The organism is Pseudomonas sp. 43NM1 (genome assembly GCF_002836905.1).
In the GTDB taxonomy this organism is placed as follows: domain Bacteria; phylum Pseudomonadota; class Gammaproteobacteria; order Pseudomonadales; family Pseudomonadaceae; genus Aquipseudomonas; species Aquipseudomonas prosekii.
In genome coordinates this window covers 26,075-49,287 of record NZ_MKGS01000162.1, presented here as the reverse complement: position 1 = coordinate 49,287, position 23,213 = coordinate 26,075, and the positions used below count along the sequence as shown (strand labels likewise).

Here is a 23,213-nt window from a genome sequence, read left to right as displayed (position 1 = left end):
AGCTTAGTTGCTCTTCGCATCCTTGCTGCTGATAGCAGCACTTTGTAATGCCTTTCGTGCCTGTTGCTTGCGCAAGAGCTGCCAGTGCGAGAGCACGGTTTTCGGCGCCCAGATCTGTGGTTCCGAGGCTTCGAAGTTGTCCGCCAGCTCACGCTCGGCAACGGTGGCCTTGGCCAGTTTGAAGGCCTGTTCCAGATCATCGGTCTGGTTCAAGGCCTGCGCGAACAGGGCGTCGCCGAAATAGGTGAAGTTGGCCTCTTCCGAACAGCCGAAAGACACTCTGTCAGCTCTTGAGGCAGTCATGATCAGCGTTCGTTCATCTTTGAGTGCCGGAATGAAGCCACCGGAATAACACGCAGAGATGACGATAATCTTGTCGCGATTTTTCAGCGGCGCGAGCACCGCGGCCAATTCGTCGGCGGGCAGGTCGGCCAGCTCCATGCGCGGCTGGTCGAGCACCAGTTCGTGTTCGCTGGTGCCGTGGCTGGTCAGGTAGATGAACAGCAAGTCTTCCGGGCCACTGCGCTCGGCCAGCGTCTGCGCGGCGCGGCGCAGGTTTTCGCGGGTGGCCATCGGCCGGTCGCTGAGGTGTTCGCGGTGGTTGACCAGACGAATCTGCCCGCGCGCGCCGAAGCGGCTGGCGAGCATGTTGGCGACGTAGTCGGACTCGCGCAGGAACACGCTTTGCTTGCCGTCGCCACCGAGTGTCAGGGTGTACAGCTCGACCGCCGACGTCGAGGCGGGCACGTTGGCCAGCGCTTCATCGAGCAAGCGGCCTTGGGCCAGCAAGCCGAGCTCAAGGGTGTCGGGCAATAACTTGCCATCGGCGTCGCGCACGCGCTGGCCGTTGATCCACGTGCCGCTGAGCACCGTGCCATCGGTCAGCACCAGGGTGCCACGGCCGGAATAGGCGTCGGCGTCGAAACCGCCGACGTAGAAACTGCCATCAGCGAGGTTCAAGCGGCCCGGCCCGGTGAAGCGCCAGTCGTTGAACTGGCCGACGTAATGGCTGCCATCGGCGCCGATCAACTCGCCTTTGCCGCTGAGCGCGCCTTCCTTGAACTGGCCGATCCAGACATCGCCATCGGCGTTTTCGTAGCGACCCTTGCCGCTGAGCTGGTTTTCCTTGAAGCCGCCGACGTAGATATCGCCATCGGCGCTGTTAAAGGTGCCGTTGCCTTCCAGTTGGCCGTTGACGAAATGGCCGCTGAACTGGTTGCCGCTGGCATCGCCGCGCTGGCCTTCGCCGTTGGGTTTGCCGTGGGCGAATTGGCCTTGGTACGAGCTGCCGTCCTCGAGTTCGAGCCGCCCGAGCCCGGAATATTGATCGGCCTTGAACTCGCCGCGATAGGTCATGCCGTTTTCTTTGAGAGTGCCTTCGCCCTCGCGCCGGCCGAGTTTGAAACCGCCGGTGTAGCTGCTGCCATTGGTGGTCAGCGCGCCCTGGCCATTGAATAAACCTTGCTGGAATTGCCCGCGATAGACCTCGCCGTTGCTGCCGTGCCATTCGCCCTGACCGTGCCACTGGCCCTTGTCGAACTCGCCGGCGTACCAACTGCCGTTCGGGTAGTCGATGCGGCCCTGGCCCTGCAACAACCCGTCGACCAGATCGCCGCGATAGCGTCCGCCGTCCGGCAGGCGGGCGTCGGGCGCCAACAGCGATTCGCCATCGCCGCAAGCGGTGAGCAACAGGGTCAAGGCGAGGAGTGCAAGTGAGCGCATAGCGGGATCCGGGCAATTAGGCGACCGAGTATGCCGCAGCTATGCGTCCTTATATAGCGAGGGAAACGACAGAGTCGCGAAACAGCGTGAGCTGCTTCGCATCTGGATGCGTCAGACGAAACACAGCGACAGCGGTTCGGCGATATAGGCCGGTTTATCCGAGCCTTCTATCTCAAGGGTCGCGGTGGCCTTGAGCAGCCATTGGCCGGGTTTTTTCTCGGTGACATCGGTCAGTTCGACCTTCAGTCGCACCTTCGAATTGACCTTGACCGGCTGGATGAACCGCACGCTGTCCAAGCCGTAGTTGACGACCATCTTCAAACCTTCCGGCAGGATCAGAATGTCTTCCATCAGTTTGGGGATCAGCGACAGCGACAGGAAACCGTGGGCGATGGTGCTGCCAAATGGCGTTTGCGCGGCTTTGACCGGGTCGACGTGAATGAACTGATAATCCCCGGTGGCTTCGGCGAACAGGTTGATACGCTCCTGATCGATGGTGAGCCATTCGGAACATCCGAGTTCCTTGCCGACATAATCTTTGAGCTCTGCAACGGGAACATAGGGCATTGAGACTCTCCTTGGGTTCATCGATTTTATAGTTTTGAGGTGGGCGGCTCGGGCCTCCCTGTGAACCACTTTAGATCAACATGGCATTTTGCTCCGGTCAACTGACCATGCTTTTGGCGAATGCCGGTCTATAGCCCCGGCGTGCTTATAATGCCGGGCCCCTGCTGGGAGGGGCGAGTTGCGGGAGATGCCGGATGTTGCTACGTGGCCTGACCTGGCTGGTGCTGTTCCAATTGCTGGGCACAGCCATCAACCACCTGTTTTTGCCGGTGCTGCCGGGGCCGATTATCGGTCTGCTGCTGTTGCTGGTGTTCCTGATTTGCCGTGGCGAAGTCGGTGAGCCGCTGAACCTCGCCGCCAGCAGTCTGCTGCGCTATCTGCCATTGCTGCTGGTGCCGCCAGCGGTCGGGGTGATGGTCTACGCCAAGGATATTGCCGCGGATTTCTGGGCGATTACCGGTGCCCTGGTGTTGTCGCTGGTGTTGTCGATGGCCTTCGTCGGCGTGCTGATGCAGCGCATGGTCAAGCGCCGCGCGCATCACGAGGAGCGTCCATGATGGTCGATTGGCAGGGCGCCGTGGATTCGGTGATTCATCATCCGTTGTTCGGCATCGGCATCACGCTCGGCGCTTATCAACTGGTGCTCGCGGCGTTCGAGAAAACCCGCTGGATGTTCCTGCAACCGGTGCTGGTCTCGATGTTGCTGGTGATCGGCGTGCTGCTGCTTTGCGGCGTGACCTACGCCGAGTACCGCAAGAGCACCGAGATCCTCAGTATTCTGCTCGGGCCGGCCACGGTGGCGCTGGCGGTGCCGCTGTATCTGAACCTGCGGCGCATTCGGCAGTTGTTCTGGCCGATATTTACTACGCTGGTGATAGGCGGCGTGGTGGCCACGGGTATGGGCGTATTGCTCGGCTGGAGCTTTGGCGCCGAGCACATGATCCTGATGACCATGGCGCCAAAATCGGTGACTTCGCCGATTGCCATGCTGGTCGCCGAGCAGATCGGTGGCGTCGCGGCGCTGGCGGCGGTGTTTGTGCTGATCACCGGGGTGATCGGAGCGATTTTCGGACCGAGTCTTTTGACTCGCCTTGGTGTCCATAGCCCAGAGGCGCGCGGTATGGCGCTGGGCATGACCGCCCACGCCGTCGGCACTTCGGTGGCCCTGCAGGAAAGTGAAGAATGCGGCGCCTTCGCGGCGCTGGCGATGAGTCTGATGGGCGTGGCCACGGCGGTTTTCCTGCCGTTGGCGGTGTCGATGGTGGTGTAAGGAAATGTCTATGAGTTTGCCGCTTTTTCCGCTGAACACGGTGCTGTTTCCGGGTTGTATCCTCGATCTGCAGATTTTCGAGGCGCGCTACCTGGACATGATCGGCCGCTGCATGAAACAGGGCAGCGGCTTCGGCGTGGTCTGCCTCCTCGATGGCGAGGAAGTCGGAATCGCCCCGACCGGTTACGCGCTGGTCGGCTGTGAAGCGCTGATCACCGATTTCAAGCAACAGGACAACGGCCTGCTGGGGATTCGCGTGCAGGGCGGGCGGCGTTTCCAGGTATTGCGCGCCGAAGTGCAGCGCGACAACCTGACCTTGGCCGACGTCGAATGGCTTGAAGATGAGCCGGAGCAACCGTTGCAGGATGAAGACGCTGATCTGGTGGCGCTGCTCAAAGCGCTCGCCGAGCACCCGATGGTCGAGGCGCTGAACATGGGCACCGAGGCCACCGGACAACAGTCATTGGCCAACCAACTGGCTTATCTGCTGCCATTCGCCGAAGTCGACAAGATCAACCTGCTGCAACTCGACGATCCGCAGCAAAGGCTGGATGCGATTCAAGCGTTACTGGATGAGTTGCAAGGCGAGTTGTTTGCCTGAATCGCAATGAGATTTTTACCAGCGCTTGATGTTGGCGCGTTTATGAGAAAGCCCCGGATGATTAATTGTCCGGGGCTTTTTATTTGAGTTAGTTGTATTTTGAATTAACTGGTCTACTTTGCCAGTATTGTCACTGGGGCGTCAGGTCTTTAGTTTTCCAGTTGCTCGCGGAGGGCGAGTCAATCAAAAACTACAAGGACGTTATCATGACGCTGTATGAAGATGAATATGCTTTCTGGGATGACATTGTAGGTCGCTACTTGTTGAAAGTTGCGTCCACCGATCACAACTTGACTCATATTATTGAAGGCGCCGGTTTCTATGCCGACTCGATGGTGCTTGAGCGTCGCAAGCGCAAGCGCAGCAAGTTGCCCGTTGCCGAGGTTGCTGCCGCTAGAGATGCAGCCGCGTTGGGCGCGTAAAGGCTTGCTGTTTTGTCTGCACAGGCGGCCAGTTTTCCAAGTGCGCGATGGCGCGCACAGCGGTTCGCTGAATTTAATATGAGTTGGATGGTTATATGTCGATCGAAAATAATAATAGTGCGTTTATGGCAAATCTCTATGTCAATGGGTTGCCAGTGGTGCTGAACCAGCAGCGGCTGGAGCAGCGGTTGCAAGATCCGCGCATTACCCGGCGTGAACGTCTGGATGTTGAAGTTGCGCTGGTGGACAGAAACGCAACAAGTTATCTGACCGTGGCCGATCATGAAGATGAAACTCCGTTGCTGCTGAAGTTTGCGTTGCAGGGCCGAGGGTATGTCCTGAGGACGATTCTGCGCGGGGCTTACGACGGGTTTTATATAACGATCGAGGGTGGCACGCATCACTTGTCGGTAAGTGATACTGCCGGGGCCAGCTATTTTTCAATCAGCAAACATGCGGTGGAAAATGCGAAATTCGACGACCTTCAAGCAGGTCCGGCTTATGTGCAGTTGGTCAGCAAGCGCAATGGCGAAGCTGTCTACATGGCAAATAACGGCGGGAAAAAATACTTCATGGATGTTGACCCCAATCCTACCGGTCACGACGCCTTCAACCACGTGCCGGTGTCGTTTGTTTTAAAACTGGTCGATCAATCCGCGCCCGCCGACCAATGAAAAAAGCGCCATCGGTTGAGCCTGCCGATGGCGCTTTTGCGTGGACCGCTGTTACACGTCGCGCAGCGTCTAGTACGCGTAGCGCAGCATCGCGTGCGGCAAATGGCGCAGGGCGAAGAAGGCGAACAGCGCCAGCATGGACGGCAATATCAGCCACCAGACCCTGAAAGGCATGGCGTTCAGCGAGGTGCGCCGTTGGCTTAGCCACAGACTGGCGGCGCACACGCACGCGGCGAGCATCGCGCCGGCCAGTACATCGGTCGGCCAATGCGCGCCCAGATAAACGCGCGACAAGGCAATCGACAGCGCCGGCAGACAAGCAATGAACAGCCAGGTCAGGCGCATTCGCGGTGGTTGGCCGCGACCGGCGAGCACCGCGAGCACCAGAAACAGCGCAAAAGCCCCCGAGGCGTGGCCGCTGGGCATGCTGTAGCTGGTCAACGGATCGCTCAACACTTCCGGGCGCACGCGGGCAAAAAACAGCTTGCTCCCGGTGTTGGCCAGCGCTGTGGATAACAGCGCACCGCCGGCGAAAATCGCCTGGCGCCATTGCCGCGTCAGCACCAGCAAAATGGTCAGCAGGGCGCTGAACATCAGCATGTTGCGGAACTCACCGATCAGCGTGAACGTCACCGCGATTTCATCGATCATCGGGTTGCGATGTTCCTGCACCAGCGCCATCAGTCCTTGGTCGAGCGCGGTCAGGTACGGATAACCGATGAACAACCCGAACAAAATCGCCACGCCGAGGCTGGCAATATAAGCGCTGGCGTGACGATGTCGGCGCAGGCTGCTGGTGACGCTGATGCCGATCATCACCGCGATGCTGCCGGCGACAATTCCTGCCTGCGGCCAGAAACCTTCCGGCAACGGCAAACGCAGCGCCGCCCCGGTGGCCCAGCCGGGCAGCAGATAGGCGATGCTCCAACCGGCGGCGGCCAGCAGGCTGACGGCGGCGAAGCGCGGGAAGGGCATGTCGAACATCCCGGCGACCATCGGCAGCATGGGCCGCAGCGGGCCGATGAACCGGCCGACCAGCAGGCTGGCGATGCCGTAGCGCTGAAAGTACGCCTCGGCGCCGGCGATCCATTCCGGGTGATGGCGCAAACCTGGCAGGCGCCTGATGTTCTGGTGGAAGTGGCGGCCGAGGAAGTACGACACGACGTCGCCGAGGATCCCGCCGAGGAAGCCCAGCAACAGCGTTTCCCCCAACGACAGCGCACCGCTGCCGGCCAGCACGGCCACGGCAAACAGCAAAACCGTGCCCGGTACGATGAGTCCGGCAATCGCCAGGCATTCCACGCAGGCCACGATAAACACGGCAGCGGCCAGCCACTGCGGATTGACTGTCAACCAGCCGGTGATGCTATCGAGCCATGGGCCCATACCTGCCACTCCATTGAATGTTTGATTCATGCGATCTACAAAACACCACCAACCCCTGTGGGAGCGAGCTTGCTCGCGATAGCGACGTGTCAGACGACTTCATTTCGTCTATTAGTCCGCCATCGCGAGTAAGCTCGCTCCCACAGGGATTAGCTGTGATTCAAGACAATAAAAAATAATCGCGACCTTCGACCTGCCCCCGTCGTAGCGGGTTCCGCGTGCAGTACGGCGCATACGCCGCGTCCACGAAGCGGTACATCAAATGCTCATCCCGCCCTAGCGGAATGCCCAATCGCGTGGTTTGGATAATGTTTGCCGGCGTCGCCCCAACGTCCTCCACCAGCAACATTTCATGATCAAAACGCTTGGCGTCCCACATCGGCACTTTCAATCCCAGTGCCTTGCACAGCAACGTCTGGCCGGCGCAGAGCTTCTGCGACGGGCGCGGGCGGCCGCAGGCGTCGGGGTTGTTCAAGAGCATTTGCGCGAGCGCCGCCGGGCCGCTCAACTCATCCACCCACGGATACGCGGATTTGATCAGCACGGCGTTGCCCGGGCCTTGCGCGCTGAAGTTCAGCGAATCGCCGCCACGCGCGTAATACATATAGATGTGCCCGCCATCCAGAAACAAAGCCTTACGCTTTTCTGTGTAGCCGAGAGAGGCATGGCTGCCTTTTTCGTCGAAGTAATACGCTTCGGTTTCAATAATTCGTGCGCTCAGCCACAAATCGCCGACCCGATGGCGGATGACTTTGCCGAGTAAATCCCGGGCCAGCGTTTGGGCGTCGCGGTCGAAAAAAGCGTCCGGCAACCCCGTAGGCAGGGGGGATGCAGAAGCGCGAACAGTCAGGTTGGACATGATGAACGGCGTTTATCAAGGCTGATTGAGCGCCGATGATAACAATTTGCAGCTTAATCACGGCTGAACGTCGGCAATTTGCGCTCCATTTCGACCATCCGCCCGTCACCGCTGTTAGTCAGGGGACACGACAGCTATAATCTGCCGCTTTCATCTTTGCCAAGACCCCATCCGACAATGACTGAGTCCGTCCTCGACTACATGACCCGCCTGGGTCGCGCTGCCCGCGAAGCGTCGCGCATCATCGGCCGTGCCAGCACCGCGCAGAAAAACCGCGCTTTGCAGGCTGCTGCCAATGCGCTGGACGCTGCGCGCGACGAGCTGACGACGGCCAATGAGCTGGACCTGGCCGCCGGTCGCGCCAATGGTCTGGAAGCAGCATTGCTCGAACGTCTGGCGCTGACCCCGGCGCGCATCGACAGCATGATCGTCGGTTTGCGCCAGGTTGCGGCGCTGCCGGACCCGGTCGGTGCGATCCGCGACATGAGCTTTCGTCCTTCGGGGATTCAGGTCGGCAAAATGCGCGTGCCGCTGGGCGTGATCGGGATCATCTACGAATCGCGGCCGAACGTGACCATCGACGCCGCCAGCCTGTGCCTGAAGTCGGGTAACGCGACGATCCTGCGCGGCGGTTCCGAGGCGATCAACTCCAACCGTGCCATCGCCGCGTGCATCCAGCGCGGTCTCGCCGAAGCCGAGCTGCCGGCCGCCGTGGTGCAAGTGGTCGAAACCACCGACCGTGCCGCCGTCGGCGCACTGATCACCATGCCCGAGTACGTCGACGTCATCGTCCCGCGCGGTGGCAAAGGCTTGATCGAACGGGTCAGCCGCGACGCGCGTGTGCCGGTGATCAAGCATCTGGACGGCATTTGCCACGTTTACGTGAGTGCCCACGCCGATCTGCCGAAAGCCCAGCGCATCGCTTTTAATGCCAAAACCTACCGTTATGGCATTTGCGGCGCGATGGAGACATTGCTCGTCGATCAAATCGTTGCCAAAGATTTCTTGCCGTTGATGGCTGCCCAGTTCCGCGAAAAAGGCGTCGAGCTGCGCGGTTGCGAGCGCACGCGGGCAATCGTTGATGTGCTGGTCGCGACCGAAGAAGACTGGAACACCGAATACCTGGCGCCGATCCTGTCGATCCGCGTAGTCAACGGGCTCGACCAGGCGATCGAGCACATTAACCGGCATGGCTCGCATCACACCGATTCGATCGTCAGCGAAAACCTCGCCGAGACCCGGCGTTTTGTCGCTGAAGTGGACTCCTCGTCGGTGATGATCAACACGCCGACCTGCTTCGCCGATGGCTTTGAATACGGATTGGGTGCCGAGATTGGCATTTCTACTGATAAGCTGCACGCCCGCGGCCCGGTCGGCCTCGAAGGGTTGACCTGCGAGAAGTACATCGTGGTCGGTGACGGCCAGTTGCGCGGACAGGAGTCGGTCTGACTTGGCCGACCTCGACCCGTCAGCCCCGGACATTCCCGGTGAGGCTGGGCCTCGGCGCATTGGCGTGCTGGGCGGAACGTTCGACCCGGTGCACATCGGCCATTTGCGCGGTGCGCTGGAAGTCGCCGAATACCTGGGCCTCGATGAGCTGCGACTGACACCCAGTGCCAGGCCGCCTCATCGGAGCACGCCGCAAGTGTCGGCGCAGGACCGGCTGGCGATGGTCGAGTGCGCGGTGGCCGGTGTGGCGCCGTTGGTGGTGGACGCCCGCGAATTGCAGCGGGACAAACCGTCCTACACTATCGATACCCTGGAGCTGATGCGTGCCGAAATGGCCGCAGACACCCAGGTTTTTCTACTTTTGGGCTGGGACGCATTTTGCGGCCTGCCCACTTGGCATCGCTGGGAAGAGTTGCTCCAGCATTGCCACATCCTGGTGCTGCAACGCCCGGATGCCGACAGCGAACCGCCGGATGCCTTGCGCAATCTGTTGGCGGCGCGCTCGGTGAGCGACCCGCTGGCCCTCAAAGGGCCGAGCGGACAGATTGCATTCGTCTGGCAGACGCCGCTCGCGGTATCCGCCACCCAGATCCGTCAACTGCTGGCCAGCGGTAAGTCGGTACGTTTCCTGGTGCCTGACGCGGTCCTGGCCTACATCGATGCGCACGGTCTGTACCGTGCGTCGAACTGAAAAAGGGCGCGCTTCAACCCACGTGAACGCGTGAACCGAAGCGCCCGAACATACGAGCAAAACGAGTTTTATATGACGAACAAAGACGTAACTAAAGTAAAACGCAAAGGCACGTTCAAGAGCGCTCCGCTGCCTGAGCCGGTATTGACTACCGAGCCGCTGAAGGGTGACGCGCTGGTCCAGGTTGCCGTTGCAGCCCTGGAAGACGTCAAGGGCCAGGACATCCAGGTCATCGACGTTCGCGAAAAGCAGAGCATCACTGATTACATGATCATCGCCACCGGTACGTCCAACCGCCAGATCGGCGCGATGCTCGACAAGGTTCGCGAAGCCGTCAAAGCCCTGGGCGTCAAGCCACTGGGTGAAGAAGGCAAGGGCGACAGCGACTGGGTCCTGCTGGATATGGACGACGTGATCGTGCACATGATGACCGCCTCGGCGCGTCAGTTCTACGACCTCGAGCGTCTGTGGGCCGGTGCCGAGCAGAGCCGTTCTGCCAGCGCTGCTCACCACAGCCCGGAAAACACCCACGAGCATTTCACCAAGCTCAACAAAGACCAGTTGTAAGGGACCGCTGTGCGACTGCGACTGATCGCCGTCGGTTCACGCATGCCGAAATGGGTGGAAGAAGGCTGGCATGAATATGCCAAGCGTCTTCCGTCCGAGCTGGCGCTGGAACTGGTGGAAATACCGCTCAACACCCGTGGCAAAAACGCCGACGTGGCGCGCTTCATCCGTCAGGAGGGCGAAGCCATGCTGGCGAAAGTCGGGCCGAACGAGCGGATTGTCACCCTCGAAGTCCACGGCAAGCCCTGGAGCACCGAGCAACTGGCGGTCGAACTCGATCGCTGGCGGCTGGATTCGCGCACGGTCAACTTCATGGTTGGTGGCCCCGAAGGGCTGGCGCCGGAAGTCTGTGCGCGGGCTGACCAGCGCTGGTCGTTGTCGCCGCTGACGTTGCCGCATCCGCTGGTGCGGATTCTCATCGGCGAACAGTTGTATCGTGCCTGGACAGTCCTGTCCGGCCACCCTTACCACAAGTAGCTCTGCCCTCATGCCTCAGCCGATCCGCATCAAGGACCACGAAAAAGACGCCCGTCTGGTGCGTGGCCGCGTCGTGTTCGGGGCAATTGCGGTGGTGGCGCTGATTTGTGTGCTGATCGCGCGGCTGTATTTCCTTCAGGTCATCCAGTACGAGTACCACTCGACCCTGTCGGAAAACAATCGCGTGCACGTGCAGCCGATTCCGCCCACCCGTGGGCTGATCTTCGACCGTAATGGCGTGGTGGTGGCCGATAACCGGCCCAGCTTCAGCCTGAGCATGACCCGCGAGCGCTCCGGCGACTGGCAGCAAGTGCTCGACGTGATCGTCGAGGTGCTGGAACTGACGCCCGAGGACCGGGTGATCTTCGAGAAACGCATGAAACAGGGGCGCCGGCCATTCGAGCCAGTGCCGATCCTGTTCGAGCTGACCGAAGAGCAGATCGCGCGGATCGCGGTGAACCAGTTCCGCCTGCCGGGCGTGGAAGTGGTCGCGCAGTTGGTGCGCCATTACCCGCAGGGCGCGCACTTTGCGCACTCGGTGGGTTACATGGGCCGGATCAACGAGAAAGAGCTGAAGTCGCTGGACCCGGTCAACTACAGCGGCACCCACCACATCGGCAAGACCGGCATCGAGCGTTTCTATGAGCCCGAGCTGCACGGCCAGGTGGGTTACGAAGAAGTCGAGACCAACGCTCGGGGCCGCGTCTTGCGCGTGCTCAAGCGTACCGATCCGATTCCCGGCAAGGACATCGTCCTGAGCCTGGACATCAAATTGCAGGAAGCCGCCGAAGCCGCACTCGGCGGGCGTCGCGGTGCCGTGGTCGCGCTGGACCCGGCGACCGGCGAAGTGCTGGCGATGGTCAGCCAGCCGAGTTTCGACCCGAACCTGTTCGTCACCGGCATCAGCTTCAAGGCTTACGCCGAGCTGCGCGATTCCATTGACCGGCCGCTGTTCAACCGCGTGCTGCGCGGTCTGTACCCGCCGGGCTCGACGATCAAACCGGCGGTGGCGATTGCCGGCCTCGATTCCGGCGTGGTCACCGCGTCGACGCGGGTTTACGACCCCGGTTACTACCAACTGCCCAATTACGATCACAAGTACCGCAACTGGAACCGTTCCGGCGACGGCTACGTCGATCTCGACACGGCGATCATGCGTTCCAACGACACCTACTTCTATGACCTCGCGCACAAGCTGGGGATTGATCGGTTGTCGGCGTACATGGGCAAGTTCGGCATCGGCGAAAAAGTCTCGCTGGACATGTTCGAAGAGTCGCCGGGGCTGATGCCTTCCCGTGAATGGAAGCGCGCCACGCGGCGCCAGGCCTGGTTCCCGGGCGAAACGCTGATTCTCGGGATCGGCCAGGGCTACATGCAATCGACCCCGCTGCAATTGGCCCAGGCCACGGCGCTGGTGGCCAACAAAGGTGTGTGGAACCGTCCGCACCTGGCAAAAACCGTCGAAGGCGAGAAACCCAAGGATGACAACCCGATGCCGGACATCGTCCTGCGCGACCCGTCCGACTGGGCCAAGGTCAACCACGGCATGCAGCAGGTGATGCACGGCGCGCGCGGTACGGCGCGCAAAGCGGCGGCCGGTGCGCAATACCGGATTGCCGGCAAAAGTGGTACGGCCCAGGTGGTCGCAATCAAGCAGGGCGAGAAGTACGACCGCTCCAAGGTTCAGGAACGCCACCGCGACCACGCCTTGTTTGTCGGCTTCGCGCCGGCCGATAACCCGAAAATCGTGGTGTCGGTGATGGTCGAGAACGGCGAATCCGGTTCCGGGGTCGCCGCGCCAGTGGTACGTCAAATCATGGACGCCTGGCTGCTCAATCAGGAAGGCCATCTCAAAGCCGAATACGCCAGCCCTATCAGTGCGGAGGCTACGGCCCGTGATGAATAATTTTGATCGCATGCTCTCCAGCGAGGATGTGATGCGTCGCCGCGCGACGTTGCTGCAACGTTTGCACATCGACGGCCCATTGTTGATCCTGCTGCTGACCCTCGCGGCGGGCAGCCTGTTCGTGCTGTATTCGGCGAGCGGCAAGAGTTGGGATCTGCTGGCCAAACAAGCGACGTCCTTTGGCATCGGCCTGGTGTCGATGATTGTCATCGCCCAGTTCGAACCGCGTTTCATGGCCCGCTGGGTGCCGGTCGGTTATGTGATCGGCGTGCTGTTGCTGGTGGTGGTGGACGTCATGGGCCACAACGCCATGGGCGCCACGCGCTGGATCAACATTCCGGGGGTGATTCGCTTCCAGCCTTCGGAATTCATGAAGATCCTGATGCCGGCGACCATCGCCTGGTATTTGTCCAAACGCACCTTGCCGCCGCAGCTCAAGCACGTCGGGATCAGCCTGTTCCTGATCGGTTTGCCATTTATCCTGATCGTCCGCCAGCCCGACCTCGGCACCTCGTTGCTGATCCTCGCCGGCGGCGCGTTCGTGCTGTTCATGGGCGGGCTGCGCTGGCGCTGGATCATCAGCGTGCTGGCCGCCGCAGTGCCGGTGGCGGTGGCGATGTGGTTTTTCATCATGCACGACTACCAGAAGCAGCGAATCCTGACCTTCCTCGACCCGGAAAGCGATCCGCTCGGCACTGGCTGGAACATCATTCAGTCCAAGGCTGCGATCGGTTCCGGCGGGGTATTCGGCAAGGGCTGGCTGCTCGGCACCCAGTCGCACCTGGACTTCCTGCCGGAAAGCCACACCGACTTCATTATTGCGGTGCTCGGCGAAGAATTCGGCCTGGTGGGGATTTGCGCGCTGCTGCTGATTTACCTTCTGTTGATCGGTCGCGGGCTGGTAATTACCGCTCAGGCCCAGACATTGTTCGGCAAATTGCTCGCGGGCAGCCTGACCATGACGTTTTTTGTTTACGTTTTCGTCAACATCGGTATGGTCAGTGGCCTGTTGCCGGTTGTGGGGGTGCCGTTGCCGTTCATTAGCTACGGAGGAACTTCGTTGGTGACGCTGCTGTCAGCGTTTGGGGTTTTGATGTCGATCCATACCCATCGTAAGTGGATCGCGCAGGTTTGAATAAGGTGAAGATTTCAATGCAAGCAATGCGTGGCTGGGCGACTCGATACGCTCCGTGGGTCAGCCTGGTAGGCATCCTTGGTACTGCGGAAACGCGGGCCGGCGATTACGAAGGTTCACCTCAGGTGGCCGAATTCGTCGGTGAAATGACCCGCGACTACGGTTTCGCCGGTGAACAGTTGATGGGCGTGTTCCGTGAGGCCGAGCGCAAGCAGTCGATTCTGGACGCGATCTCGAAACCTGCCGAGCGGGTCAAGCAGTGGAACGAATATCGCCCGATGTTCATCACCGACGCGCGCATCGCCCGTGGTGTGGACTTCTGGCGTCAGCATGAAGCCGTTCTGGCGCGTGCCGAGCAGGAATACGGCGTGCCGGCCCAGGTGATCGTTTCGATCATCGGTGTCGAGACGTTCTTCGGGCGCAACACCGGCAACTTCCGAGTGATCGACGCCTTGTCGACCTTGGGTTTCGACTATCCGCCGCGTGCCGAATTCTTCCGCAAGGAATTGCGTGAATTCCTGCTGCTGGCCCGCGAAGAGCAAGTCGACCCGCTGACGTTGAAAGGCTCGTATGCCGGCGCGATGGGCCTGCCGCAATTCATGCCGAGCAGCTTTCGCGCCTACGCCGTGGACTTCGACGGCGACGGCCACATTAATATCTGGACCAATCCGGACGATGCCATTGGCAGCGTTGCCAGTTATTTCAAGCATCACGGCTGGGTCGCCGGCGAACCGGTAGTCAGCCGCGCCGATGTGCGTGGCGAGCAGATTGACGAGGGTTTGACCACGGGCATCGAACCGACTAAAACCGTCGGGGAGTTGCGAGCGTTGGGGTGGTCGAGTCATGATGCGCTGCGCGATGATATGCCGGTCACCGCTTTCCGCCTGGAAGGTGACAAGGGCCCCGAGTACTGGATGGGCCTGAAGAATTTTTACGCAATTACGCGTTATAACCGCAGCGTGATGTACGCCATGGCCGTACATCAACTGTCTGAACAGCTGGTCCAAGCACGGGGCGTCAAGTAATGCGGGCATTGCCTATGAATAAACCCCTGAAGCTGATGGCATTCGCCGGGTTGGCGGTGCTGGTCGCCAGTTGTTCGACCACCACCACTCGCGCACCGGCGCAGAAATCCACTTCCACCGCCGTGCGCGCGACGCCGGGGCTGGACATCAACCGCGCCCACAAAGATGGCGCGCCGTGGTGGGACGTCGATGTTTCGCGCATCCCGGACGCCACGCCGACCCTGCACAGCGGTCCTTATAAAGCCAACCCGTACACGGTGTTGGGCAAGACCTATTTCCCGTTGCAGGAATCCAAGACCTACGTGGCCTCGGGCACGGCGTCGTGGTACGGCACCAAGTTTCATGGCCAGAACACTGCCAACGGCGAAGTCTATGACTTGTACGGCATGAGTGCCGCGCACAAGACCTTGCCGCTGCCGAGTTACGTCCGGGTGACCAACCTGGACAACCACAAGACTGTGGTTCTGCGGGTCAACGACCGTGGGCCGTTCTACTCCGACCGCATCATCGATTTGTCCTACGCGGCAGCTAAGAAGCTCGGTTATGCCGAAACCGGCACCGCGCGGGTCAAGGTCGAAGGCATCGATCCGCAGCAGTGGTGGGCGCAGAAGGGCCGTCCGGCGCCGTTGATGCTCAACGAGCCGCAAGTGGCGCAAAATGCCGCGCCGACCATTACCGCGTCGACCGGCAAGGTCGAACAATGGACACCACCGCCGCAGCAACACGCCGCCGCCGTAGTGCCCGTGCAGATTGATGCAAAAAAAAACGCTTCTGTACCAGCGTCTGGCCAGTATCTGCAGGTGGGCGCGTTCGCCAACCCGGACGCTGCAGAACTGCTGAGATCGAAGCTCAGCGGGATGGTGAGCGCTCCGGTGTTCATCAGCTCGATAGTGCGCAACCAACAGACACTGCATCGGGTGCGCCTGGGGCCGATGGGCTCACCGGGTGAAATCCAGCAAGTGCAGAACAGCGTGCGATTGGCCAATCTCGGTTCGCCGAGCCTGGTCACCGCCGAGTAATACGCGTTATTTGTTTCAAGGTTTGCTTGATTCAAGGTTCACTAGATTTAAGGTTCGCTTGCGGTTTGGGGGGAGAACCTGGTTGTTGGCTCGTCAAGAACAAAAGCCCGGCAAGGGTTGTGAGTGAACGACTGAACACGCGACGGCCTGTTAGAAGCCGTCTGATTAGTTTTGCCCTAGGGCAGTTTCCATTAGCGATTTCGAGAGACGGATGAACATCACCACCTTTGCCAAACGCCTGTGCCTGTTAGTCCCGCTGTTCATCACGCCTGCCGCTTTTGCGGTAGAAATGATGCCGTCGCCACCTCAACTGGCCGCCAAATCCTACGTGCTCATGGACGCCAGCAGCGGCAACGTGCTGGTCGAGAACAACGGTGACCAGCGCCTGCCGCCAGCCAGCCTGACCAAACTGATGACCGCGTACATTGCGACGCTGGAAATCCGTCGTGGCCAGATCGGCGAAAACGACCCGGTGACGGTCAGCGAAAACGCCTGGCGCACCGGCGGTTCGCGGATGTTCATCAAGGTCGGCTCGCAGGTAACCGTCAGCGACTTGCTGCACGGCATCATCATTCAGTCGGGTAACGACGCCAGTGTTGCGCTCTCCGAGCACATTGCCGGCAGCGAAGACGCGTTCGCCGACATGATGAACAAAACCGTGGCCGACCTGGGCATGACCAACAGCCACTTCATGAACCCGACCGGTCTGCCAAACCCGGAGCACTACTCGTCGGCTCATGACATGGCCGTGCTGGCTCGCGCGATCATCCACGAAGACCCGGCTCACTACGCGATCTACTCGCAGAAAGAGTTCTTCTGGAACGGCATCAAGCAGCCTAACCGCAACCTGCTGCTGTGGCGCGACAAGACCGTTGACGGTCTGAAAACCGGTCACACCGACGAAGCCGGCTACTGCATGGTGTCTTCGGCTGTACGTGATGGCATGCGCCTGATCGCCGTGGTGTTCGGCACCAACAGCGAAGTGGCTCGCGCCTCCGAAACGCAAAAACTGCTGACTTACGGTTTCCGCTTCTTCGAAACCCAGACCTTCTATCAGAAAGGCGCCGAGCTGGCTCAGGCACCTGTCTGGAAAGGCACCACCAATCAAGTCAAGGCCGGCCTGGCCCAAGACCTGACCATGACCCTGCCAAAAGGCCAGCTGAAGAAGCTCGCCGCCAGCATGACCATGAACCCGCAACTGATCGCGCCAATCGCCAAGGGCGACGTGATCGGTAAAGTCGAAGTCAAACTGGACGACAAGGTTGTGCACAGCGCTGACCTGATCGCTCTGGATGGCGTCGAGGAGGGTGGTATCTTCCGCCGCATGTGGGATAGCATCCGTCTATTCTTCTACGGCTTGTTCAACTGATTTAGTGTGGACTTGCATGGCCGCGTTCCGATCCGGGACGCGGCCATGTCCGTTGCCACGGCTTACGAGGCCGTTACGCCATGACAGATACCGAAGTAAAGGCGCCAAAGATCGAATTCCCGGTGAAGGATTATCCGGTCAAAGTGATCAGCGATACCGGCGCGGGTAACAAAGACCAGATCATCGACATCGTCAAGAAACACGCGACCATCAACGATGAACGCATCGACGAGCGTCAAAGCACCAACGGCAAGTACACCACTATCCAGTTGCACATCGTCGCCACCGGTCAAGAACAGCTGTACGACATCAACAGCGAGTTGCGGGCTACCGGTTTCGTGCACATGGTGTTGTGATGTCTGGCGCGGTGGGCTTTCGCGAGCTTGGCCAGATGGCTTACGAGCCGGTCTGGCATGCCATGCAACGTTTTACCAACGAACGCGGCACTGACGCCGCGGACGAAATCTGGCTGGTCGAGCACCCACCGGTGTTCACCCAGGGCCAGGCCGGCAAGGCTGAACACTTGTTATTGCCGGGCGATATTCCGGTGGTGCAGGTCGATCGCGGTGGTCAGGTGACCTACCACGGTCCGGGCCAGTTGGTGGCCTACCTGTTGCTGGATGTACGCAAGTTGGGTTTCGGCGTGCGTGACCTGGTCACCCGCATGGAACACTGCCTGATCGAGTTGCTGGCCAGCTACGGCGTTACTGCCGCTGCCAAGCCAGACGCGCCGGGTGTCTACGTCGACGGGGCGAAAATCGCTTCCCTGGGGCTGCGGATCCGCCATGGTTGTTCCTTTCACGGCTTGGCCCTGAACGTGGACATGGACCTGGAACCGTTTCGACGAATTAATCCCTGCGGCTACGCCGGGCTGGCGATGACCCAGCTGAGTGATCACGCAGGATCGATTGTATTTGCCGAGGTAAGTGCCCGGCTGCGCGCGCAGCTCGTCAAACACCTCGACTATGCTGAGCAGACGACCCTTACGGGCGGAATCGACTGATATGACTACTGATGCAGTGCAAACCATGATCCCGACGCTGGATGTTACCGAGCGCCCGGCCCCACGTGCCAAGGTTGAAGCCGGCGTCAAGCTGCGCGGCGCCGAGAAGGTTGCACGCATCCCGGTAAAGATCATTCCGACCACCGAACTGCCGAAGAAACCCGACTGGATTCGCGTGCGCATCCCGGTGTCGCCGGAAGTCGACCGCATCAAGGCCCTGCTGCGCAAACACAAGCTGCACAGCGTTTGTGAAGAAGCGTCCTGCCCGAACCTGGGCGAGTGCTTCTCTGGCGGCACCGCGACGTTCATGATCATGGGCGACATCTGCACCCGTCGCTGCCCGTTCTGCGACGTCGGCCACGGTCGTCCGAAACCACTGGACGTCAACGAGCCGGAGAGCCTGGCGATTGCCATCGCCGACCTCAAACTCAAGTACGTGGTAATCACCTCGGTTGACCGCGACGACCTGCGTGACGGCGGTGCCCAGCACTTTGCCGATTGCATCCGCGAGATCCGCAAACTGTCGCCGAACGTGCAGCTGGAAACCCTGGTCCCGGATTACCGTGGACGCATGGACGTGGCGCTGGAAATCACCGCCGCCGAGCCGCCGGATGTGTTCAACCACAACCTCGAAACCGTGCCGCGTCTGTACAAGGCTGCGCGTCCGGGCTCCGATTACCAGTGGTCGCTGACCCTGCTGCAACGCTTCAAGCAGATGATGCCGCACATTCCGACCAAGTCCGGCCTGATGCTCGGCCTGGGCGAAACCGACGAAGAAGTCATCGAAGTCATGAAGCGCATGCGCGAACACGACATCGACATGCTGACCCTCGGCCAGTACCTGCAACCGTCACGCAGCCACTTGCCGGTGCAACGTTTCGTGCACCCGGACGTGTTTGCCTGGTTCGCCGAGGAAGGCTACAAGATGGGCTTCAAGAACGTCGCGTCCGGCCCGTTGGTACGTTCCTCGTACCACGCCGACGAGCAAGCGAAGCTGGTTAAAGCCGAGCTGATCTCGGCGTTGTAATTCGCCGCTGACGTGCACAATCGCCCGCATGGCTTTACCGCCACGCGGGCGTTTTTTTGCCTCGCCTGCAGGCATTGCCGGTTTTCCCCGCAGGCCGTGGCGCATTTCAAGCCTTCTGTTTATGTGCATTCCTGACTACTGTGTGCAGAAGTTTTTACGCTGGGAGATTCAAGGATGACCGTTCGACCGACCCACACGCTGTTCCCCCACGCGCCTGTCCCGGCGCTGCCGTCGGAAGGCCTGATTGGCGTCATCGCGCCCGCCGGGCCTGCGCCGCTGGACACCGACAAAGCCGTGCAATGGATGCGCGCCCGTGGTTATTCCCTGCGTGTATTTCCCGGTGTTTACCAATCTGACGGTTACCTGGCCGGCAGCGACCAGACGCGGCTGAATGATCTGCACGCAGCATTCGCCGACAGCGACGTCGACGCGATCATTTGTCTGCGCGGCGGTTACGGCACGCCGCGGCTGCTGGATGGCATCGACTTCGACGTGCTGCGCGCCAATCCCAAGCCGTTCATTGGCTACAGCGACATTACCGCGCTGCATCTGGCGATCAGCCGATATGCCGGGTTCGTGACCTTTCATGGGCCGCTGCTCAACGCCGATCTGCTGGGCGATAAACAGAAACCTACCGAGTCGTCATTCTTCAACATGCTGCGCGGGCAAGTGAAGGCTGGCAGCGTGCTGGCGCACCCGGTGGCCTATCCGTTGACGACGATCGAGCCGGGCATCGCTCATGGGCGTTTGCTGGGCGGCAATCTGTCGATGATCGCCGCGGTGATGGGCACGCCTTACCAAATCGAGGCCGAAGGCGCGATTCTGTTTATCGAAGACATCAACGAGCCGCTGTACCGCATCGACCGGCTGCTTACGCATCTGCGCCTGGCAGGCACGCTGGGCAAGCTGCGCGGGGTTCTGGTCGGGGATGTGGCGGGCGTGGAAAGCGCGGCGCTGGCACGGCTGCTCAAGCAGACCTTCGAACCCTTGCGGATTCCGGTGCTGGCGGGGTGGCGCAGCGGGCATTGTGATCCGAACCTGACCTTGCCGATGGGCGCGCTGGTCAAGCTGGATGCGGGGAATAAAGTGTTGGTGTTGGAGCAGGATGTGGTGGTCAAGCGTTAGAGCGTAGTCGCCAGTCAGTCAGTCAGTCATCGCGAGCAAGCTCGCTCCCACGGATCACACAGTCCTGTAGGAGCGAGGCTTGCCCGCGAAGCTTTTAACGGTTACGCAATCCTTCCAGCAACTTATGCGTCGGATAGCCATCTGCCGGCCAGCCAAACGACTGCTGGGCGCTGCGGATCGCTTTGCGCGTATTGGCGCCGATAATGCCGTCAGCCGTGCCGGCGTCGTAGTTCTGCGCGCTCAGCAGGTTTTGCAGCTCGATCCGCTCGCTGCGGCTTAGCGGCAAATCATCCTTCGGCCAACTGCCGTTGATCAGGCCACCACCGCTGAAACGCTCGGACAACAGACTCACCGCCAACGCATAGGACGACGAATTGTTGTACTTGAGGATCGCGCGGAAGTTGTCGAACACCAGAAACGCCGGGCCGCGATAACCGGCCGGCAACAGCAGGGCAGCGGACAGGTTCTCGGTGCCTGGCGGAACCTGGCGGCCATTCGGCATGTTCACACCCAGTTGCCGCCATTCGGCGACGCTCTTGCGAATCGTGCCGTCAGCCAGCACGTAATCGAAGCTGCCCGGCAGCTGCACTTCGTAACCCCACGGCTGGCCACGCTGCCAACCGGAGCTTTGCAGATAGTGCGCGGTCGAGGCCAAGGCATCGGCCGGGCTGCCCCAGATGTCGCGGCGACCGTCGCCATCGAAATCCACGGCGTGGGTGTTGTAGGTGGTCGGAATGAACTGGGTCTGACCCATGGCGCCGGCCCAGGAGCCGAGCATCTTCTCCGGAGTGATGTCGCCCTGTTGCAGGATCTGCAGCGCGGCGATCAATTGCGCGTGAGCGAACGCGGGACGGCGACCTTCATAGGCGAGGGTCGCCAGAGAATTGATCACCGACTTGCTGCCCTGAAACTGCCCGAAATTACTTTCCATGCCCCACACCGAGACCAGTGCCTGGCGGTCGACGCCGTAACGCTGTTCGATGCTTTGCAAGATCTCGGCGTACTGGTTGACCAGCGCCTGACCTTTGCGCACACGCAGTGGCGACAGTGCGCCATCAAGGTATTCCCACACTGGGCGGGAGAACTCAGGTTGGCTGCGGTCGGCGCGGATCACGCTGTCGTCGAAGCTAATATTGGCGAACGCGCGGTCGAACAGGTCGGCGCGGATGCCGGCGGCCAGGGCGTCCTTGCGGAAACCGGCCTGCCATTCAGCGAAGGTCTGTGTCGGTTGCAGGTCGAGGTTGTCGCCGGTCGGCACCACGGGCTGGATCACCGCAGGCGCGGTTGCGACGGGAACAGTCTTGAGCGGTTGGGCGTCGGCGGCGGTCGGTTTTTCGGCGCAGGCGACAAGCAGAATGAGGCTGGAGGCGGCAATCAATTGGCGAAGGGGCCAACGACGGGAAAGACGAAGGGGCATGCACAGGTCCAGGGAATACGAATCAGGTGCAGACCTTAACATGGAGAAGGGGGGTTCGGCTTCAAGCAGCCAGAAAGTAAGAAGCCTCCCAGCTATTAGACTGGAAGGCTTCGCGGCGGTAGCTGCCTTTGCCCTTGCCGGCTCGTTCCTGACGGCTGCGGAACAGTGGCTGGGCGATGATGGATTTGGCCTTGTTCGGGCCATTTTCAGATGGCTTTTTGCTCATGATGATTCTCTCGACGGAGTGGGTTTGCGCTGCGAATAATCTGCCGAAGTTGAAGGTCTGTCCAGTCCCTTGTGGCGAGGGGGCTTGCCCCCGTTCGGCTGCGAAGCAGTCGCAAAACCTGCGTCCACTTAGTGCCTGGAAAAACTCGGTTGCATATTTGAGGGCCGCTTCGCGCCCCAGCGGGGGCAAGCCCCCTCGCCACAAAAGACCTTACTCGGCGGGCAATGACAGCCGCTGCCCAGCCATCAACAACGACAGCCGGCTCAAGCTCATCCATGGCGAACCTGGCGCTTGCCCCTTGATCTGCGCGTCGATGCGCTGCGCTTCCAGCAACAACTGCGCCCAGCGTTGCGCCGAGTAGCGTTGCAGGGCTTTGCTCATCAGCGGTTTGCGTTTGTCCCAGACCGGTGGCCGGGCCGAGCTGAACGCTTTGTCGAGTGGCACACCCTGGCTGTATTGCAGCGACAGATTGGCCAGCAGCCGCAACTCGCGGGCCAGCGCCCAGAGAATCACCGGCGGCTCGACGCCTTCGCCACGCAGCCCTTCGAGCATGCGCAAGGCATGGGCGGCTTCGCCGTTGAGAATCGCGTCGGTGAGGCCAAACACATCAAAACGCGCACTGTCGGCGACGGCCGCCTGCACGGTTTCGACGGTAATCTGCCCGCCCTCGGCCATCAGCTTGAGCTTTTCGATTTCCTGCGCGGCGGCCAACAAGTTGCCCTCGACCCGCGCCGCGATCAGCTCCACCGCGTCCTGCGTCGCCGACAAACCGGCCTGCGATAAACGCTGACGAATCCAGCTCGGCAACTGGTTGGCATCCACCGGCCAGATCTGCACGAACTGGGTTTGCGCGCCGTCGACCAGCGCCTTGCCCCACTTGGTTTTCTGCGCGGCGCCGTCGAGTTTCGGCAGGCTGATCAGCAACACGGTGTCTTCCGCCGGGCGCGAGCAGTATTCGATAAACGCTGCCGCGCCTTTGTCACCGGGCTTGCCGGAAGGCAAACGCAATTCCAGCAGACGCTTTTCAGCGAACAGCGACATGCTCGCGCCGGCCTGCAGCAGCGTTCCCCAGTCGAAACTGGCGTCGGCGGCAAACACTTGGCGTTCATCGAAACCCTGCTGACGGGCAGCGGCGCGAATGGCGTCCGCCGCTTCCTGACACAGCAACGGGTCATCGCCGCTGATGATGTAGACCGGCGCGAGGGCACCTTGCAGGTGTTTGGCGAGTTGGGCGGGGGCGAGTTTCATAAGAGAGTGCAAACGGGGCGCCTGAGCG

At 60.8% G+C, this 23,213-nt stretch carries 25 protein-coding genes; 18 read left to right on the top strand and 7 right to left on the bottom strand.

All coding sequences use genetic code 11. The features are described from left to right. Window positions 1-3 precede the first annotated feature (3 nt). Complete coding sequence (locus BI292_RS19670; RefSeq protein ID WP_101208851.1) at window positions 4-1,722, bottom strand: C13 family peptidase; 1,719 nt, start codon at window positions 1,720-1,722, stop codon at window positions 4-6. Between the two features lie 111 nt (window positions 1,723-1,833). Then, on the bottom strand, window positions 1,834-2,289 hold the full coding sequence (locus BI292_RS19665) for a MaoC family dehydratase (protein WP_092277603.1): 456 nt from the start codon (window positions 2,287-2,289) through the stop codon (window positions 1,834-1,836). A 194-nt stretch (window positions 2,290-2,483) separates the two neighbouring features. Here BI292_RS19665 and BI292_RS19660 point away from each other — a divergent pair, with 194 nt between their 5' ends. The 5 genes from BI292_RS19660 to BI292_RS19640 all read left to right on the top strand — a co-directional run bounded on the left by BI292_RS19660 (window position 2,484) and on the right by BI292_RS19640 (window position 5,256). Then, on the top strand, window positions 2,484-2,846 hold the full coding sequence (locus tag BI292_RS19660; protein ID WP_092277605.1) for a CidA/LrgA family protein: 363 nt from the start codon (window positions 2,484-2,486) through the stop codon (window positions 2,844-2,846). Beyond that, window positions 2,843-3,559 carry an LrgB family protein gene (locus BI292_RS19655; RefSeq protein WP_101208850.1) on the top strand — a complete coding sequence of 239 codons (717 nt, stop codon included), beginning with the start codon at window positions 2,843-2,845 and terminating at the stop codon, window positions 3,557-3,559. The genes BI292_RS19660 and BI292_RS19655 overlap by 4 nt, the downstream gene beginning before the upstream one ends. Before the next feature lie 10 nt (window positions 3,560-3,569). Further along, complete coding sequence (locus BI292_RS19650) at window positions 3,570-4,160, top strand: LON peptidase substrate-binding domain-containing protein (protein WP_092277609.1); 591 nt, start codon at window positions 3,570-3,572, stop codon at window positions 4,158-4,160. A 206-nt stretch (window positions 4,161-4,366) separates the two neighbouring features. After that, window positions 4,367-4,582, top strand: coding sequence for a hypothetical protein (locus tag BI292_RS19645; protein WP_101208849.1), 216 nt, complete (start codon window positions 4,367-4,369; stop codon window positions 4,580-4,582). A 95-nt stretch (window positions 4,583-4,677) separates the two neighbouring features. Beyond that, window positions 4,678-5,256, top strand: a complete 579-nt coding sequence (locus BI292_RS19640; protein WP_101208848.1) for a hypothetical protein — start codon at window positions 4,678-4,680, stop codon at window positions 5,254-5,256. 69 nt (window positions 5,257-5,325) lie between these two features. On the opposite strand, the gene BI292_RS19635 is transcribed toward BI292_RS19640, so the two are convergent. Continuing rightward, window positions 5,326-6,642: a bifunctional DedA family/phosphatase PAP2 family protein gene (locus tag BI292_RS19635; protein ID WP_092277615.1), complete on the bottom strand. Its 1,317-nt coding sequence runs from the start codon at window positions 6,640-6,642 to the stop codon at window positions 5,326-5,328. A gap of 160 nt (window positions 6,643-6,802) precedes the next feature. After that, window positions 6,803-7,501 carry a DNA-3-methyladenine glycosylase gene (locus BI292_RS19630; RefSeq protein WP_101208847.1) on the bottom strand — a complete coding sequence of 233 codons (699 nt, stop codon included), beginning with the start codon at window positions 7,499-7,501 and terminating at the stop codon, window positions 6,803-6,805. Window positions 7,502-7,678: 177 nt separating this feature from the next. On the opposite strand from BI292_RS19630, the gene BI292_RS19625 reads away from it, so the two are divergent. The 13 genes from BI292_RS19625 (at window position 7,679) to BI292_RS19565 (ending at window position 20,294) form a co-directional block, all read left to right on the top strand. Further along, window positions 7,679-8,950, top strand: a complete 1,272-nt coding sequence (locus BI292_RS19625; protein WP_101208846.1) for a glutamate-5-semialdehyde dehydrogenase — start codon at window positions 7,679-7,681, stop codon at window positions 8,948-8,950. Window position 8,951: 1 nt separating this feature from the next. Further along, a complete protein-coding gene (gene nadD, locus BI292_RS19620) occupies window positions 8,952-9,641 on the top strand; it encodes a nicotinate-nucleotide adenylyltransferase (RefSeq protein ID WP_092277621.1) in 690 nt (229 codons plus the stop codon). 72 nt (window positions 9,642-9,713) lie between these two features. Further along, complete coding sequence (gene rsfS / locus BI292_RS19615; protein ID WP_092277623.1) at window positions 9,714-10,208, top strand: ribosome silencing factor; 495 nt, start codon at window positions 9,714-9,716, stop codon at window positions 10,206-10,208. 9 nt (window positions 10,209-10,217) lie between these two features. After that, on the top strand, window positions 10,218-10,685 hold the full coding sequence (gene rlmH / locus BI292_RS19610; protein WP_003185785.1) for a 23S rRNA (pseudouridine(1915)-N(3))-methyltransferase RlmH: 468 nt from the start codon (window positions 10,218-10,220) through the stop codon (window positions 10,683-10,685). 10 nt (window positions 10,686-10,695) lie between these two features. After that, a complete protein-coding gene (gene mrdA / locus BI292_RS19605) occupies window positions 10,696-12,591 on the top strand; it encodes a penicillin-binding protein 2 (protein WP_092277625.1) in 1,896 nt (631 codons plus the stop codon). A 31-nt stretch (window positions 12,592-12,622) separates the two neighbouring features. Continuing rightward, window positions 12,623-13,726, top strand: coding sequence for a rod shape-determining protein RodA (gene rodA / locus BI292_RS19600; RefSeq protein ID WP_167370477.1), 1,104 nt, complete (start codon window positions 12,623-12,625; stop codon window positions 13,724-13,726). Between the two features lie 17 nt (window positions 13,727-13,743). Beyond that, on the top strand, window positions 13,744-14,751 hold the full coding sequence (mltB, locus tag BI292_RS19595; protein WP_092277629.1) for a lytic murein transglycosylase B: 1,008 nt from the start codon (window positions 13,744-13,746) through the stop codon (window positions 14,749-14,751). Beyond that, entirely contained in the window at window positions 14,751-15,770 is a 1,020-nt protein-coding gene (locus BI292_RS19590) for a septal ring lytic transglycosylase RlpA family protein (RefSeq protein ID WP_092277631.1), read from the top strand. Before mltB ends, BI292_RS19590 begins: the two co-directional genes overlap by 1 nt. Window positions 15,771-15,981: 211 nt before the next feature. After that, window positions 15,982-17,139, top strand: coding sequence for a D-alanyl-D-alanine carboxypeptidase family protein (locus tag BI292_RS19585; protein WP_101208845.1), 1,158 nt, complete (start codon window positions 15,982-15,984; stop codon window positions 17,137-17,139). Window positions 17,140-17,219: 80 nt separating this feature from the next. Beyond that, window positions 17,220-17,495 carry a DUF493 domain-containing protein gene (locus BI292_RS19580; RefSeq protein ID WP_092277635.1) on the top strand — a complete coding sequence of 92 codons (276 nt, stop codon included), beginning with the start codon at window positions 17,220-17,222 and terminating at the stop codon, window positions 17,493-17,495. After that, a complete protein-coding gene (lipB, locus tag BI292_RS19575) occupies window positions 17,495-18,142 on the top strand; it encodes a lipoyl(octanoyl) transferase LipB (protein ID WP_101208844.1) in 648 nt (215 codons plus the stop codon). The genes BI292_RS19580 and lipB overlap by 1 nt, the downstream gene beginning before the upstream one ends. Window position 18,143: 1 nt before the next feature. Further along, window positions 18,144-19,169: a lipoyl synthase gene (gene lipA, locus BI292_RS19570; RefSeq protein ID WP_054052430.1), complete on the top strand. Its 1,026-nt coding sequence runs from the start codon at window positions 18,144-18,146 to the stop codon at window positions 19,167-19,169. Between the two features lie 174 nt (window positions 19,170-19,343). After that, window positions 19,344-20,294, top strand: a complete 951-nt coding sequence (locus BI292_RS19565) for an LD-carboxypeptidase (protein ID WP_092277639.1) — start codon at window positions 19,344-19,346, stop codon at window positions 20,292-20,294. Between the two features lie 94 nt (window positions 20,295-20,388). Here BI292_RS19565 and BI292_RS19560 read toward each other — a convergent pair whose 3' ends face one another. From BI292_RS19560 to holA, 3 genes are all read right to left on the bottom strand, one after another. Beyond that, window positions 20,389-21,711 carry a lytic murein transglycosylase gene (locus BI292_RS19560; protein WP_101208843.1) on the bottom strand — a complete coding sequence of 441 codons (1,323 nt, stop codon included), beginning with the start codon at window positions 21,709-21,711 and terminating at the stop codon, window positions 20,389-20,391. A gap of 61 nt (window positions 21,712-21,772) precedes the next feature. Next, window positions 21,773-21,937 (bottom strand): alternative ribosome rescue factor ArfA, encoded by a 165-nt coding sequence (gene arfA / locus BI292_RS19555; RefSeq protein ID WP_092277643.1) that lies wholly within the window; start codon window positions 21,935-21,937, stop codon window positions 21,773-21,775. A gap of 210 nt (window positions 21,938-22,147) precedes the next feature. Next, a complete protein-coding gene (holA, locus tag BI292_RS19550; RefSeq protein WP_101208842.1) occupies window positions 22,148-23,185 on the bottom strand; it encodes a DNA polymerase III subunit delta in 1,038 nt (345 codons plus the stop codon). Window positions 23,186-23,213 lie beyond the last annotated feature (28 nt).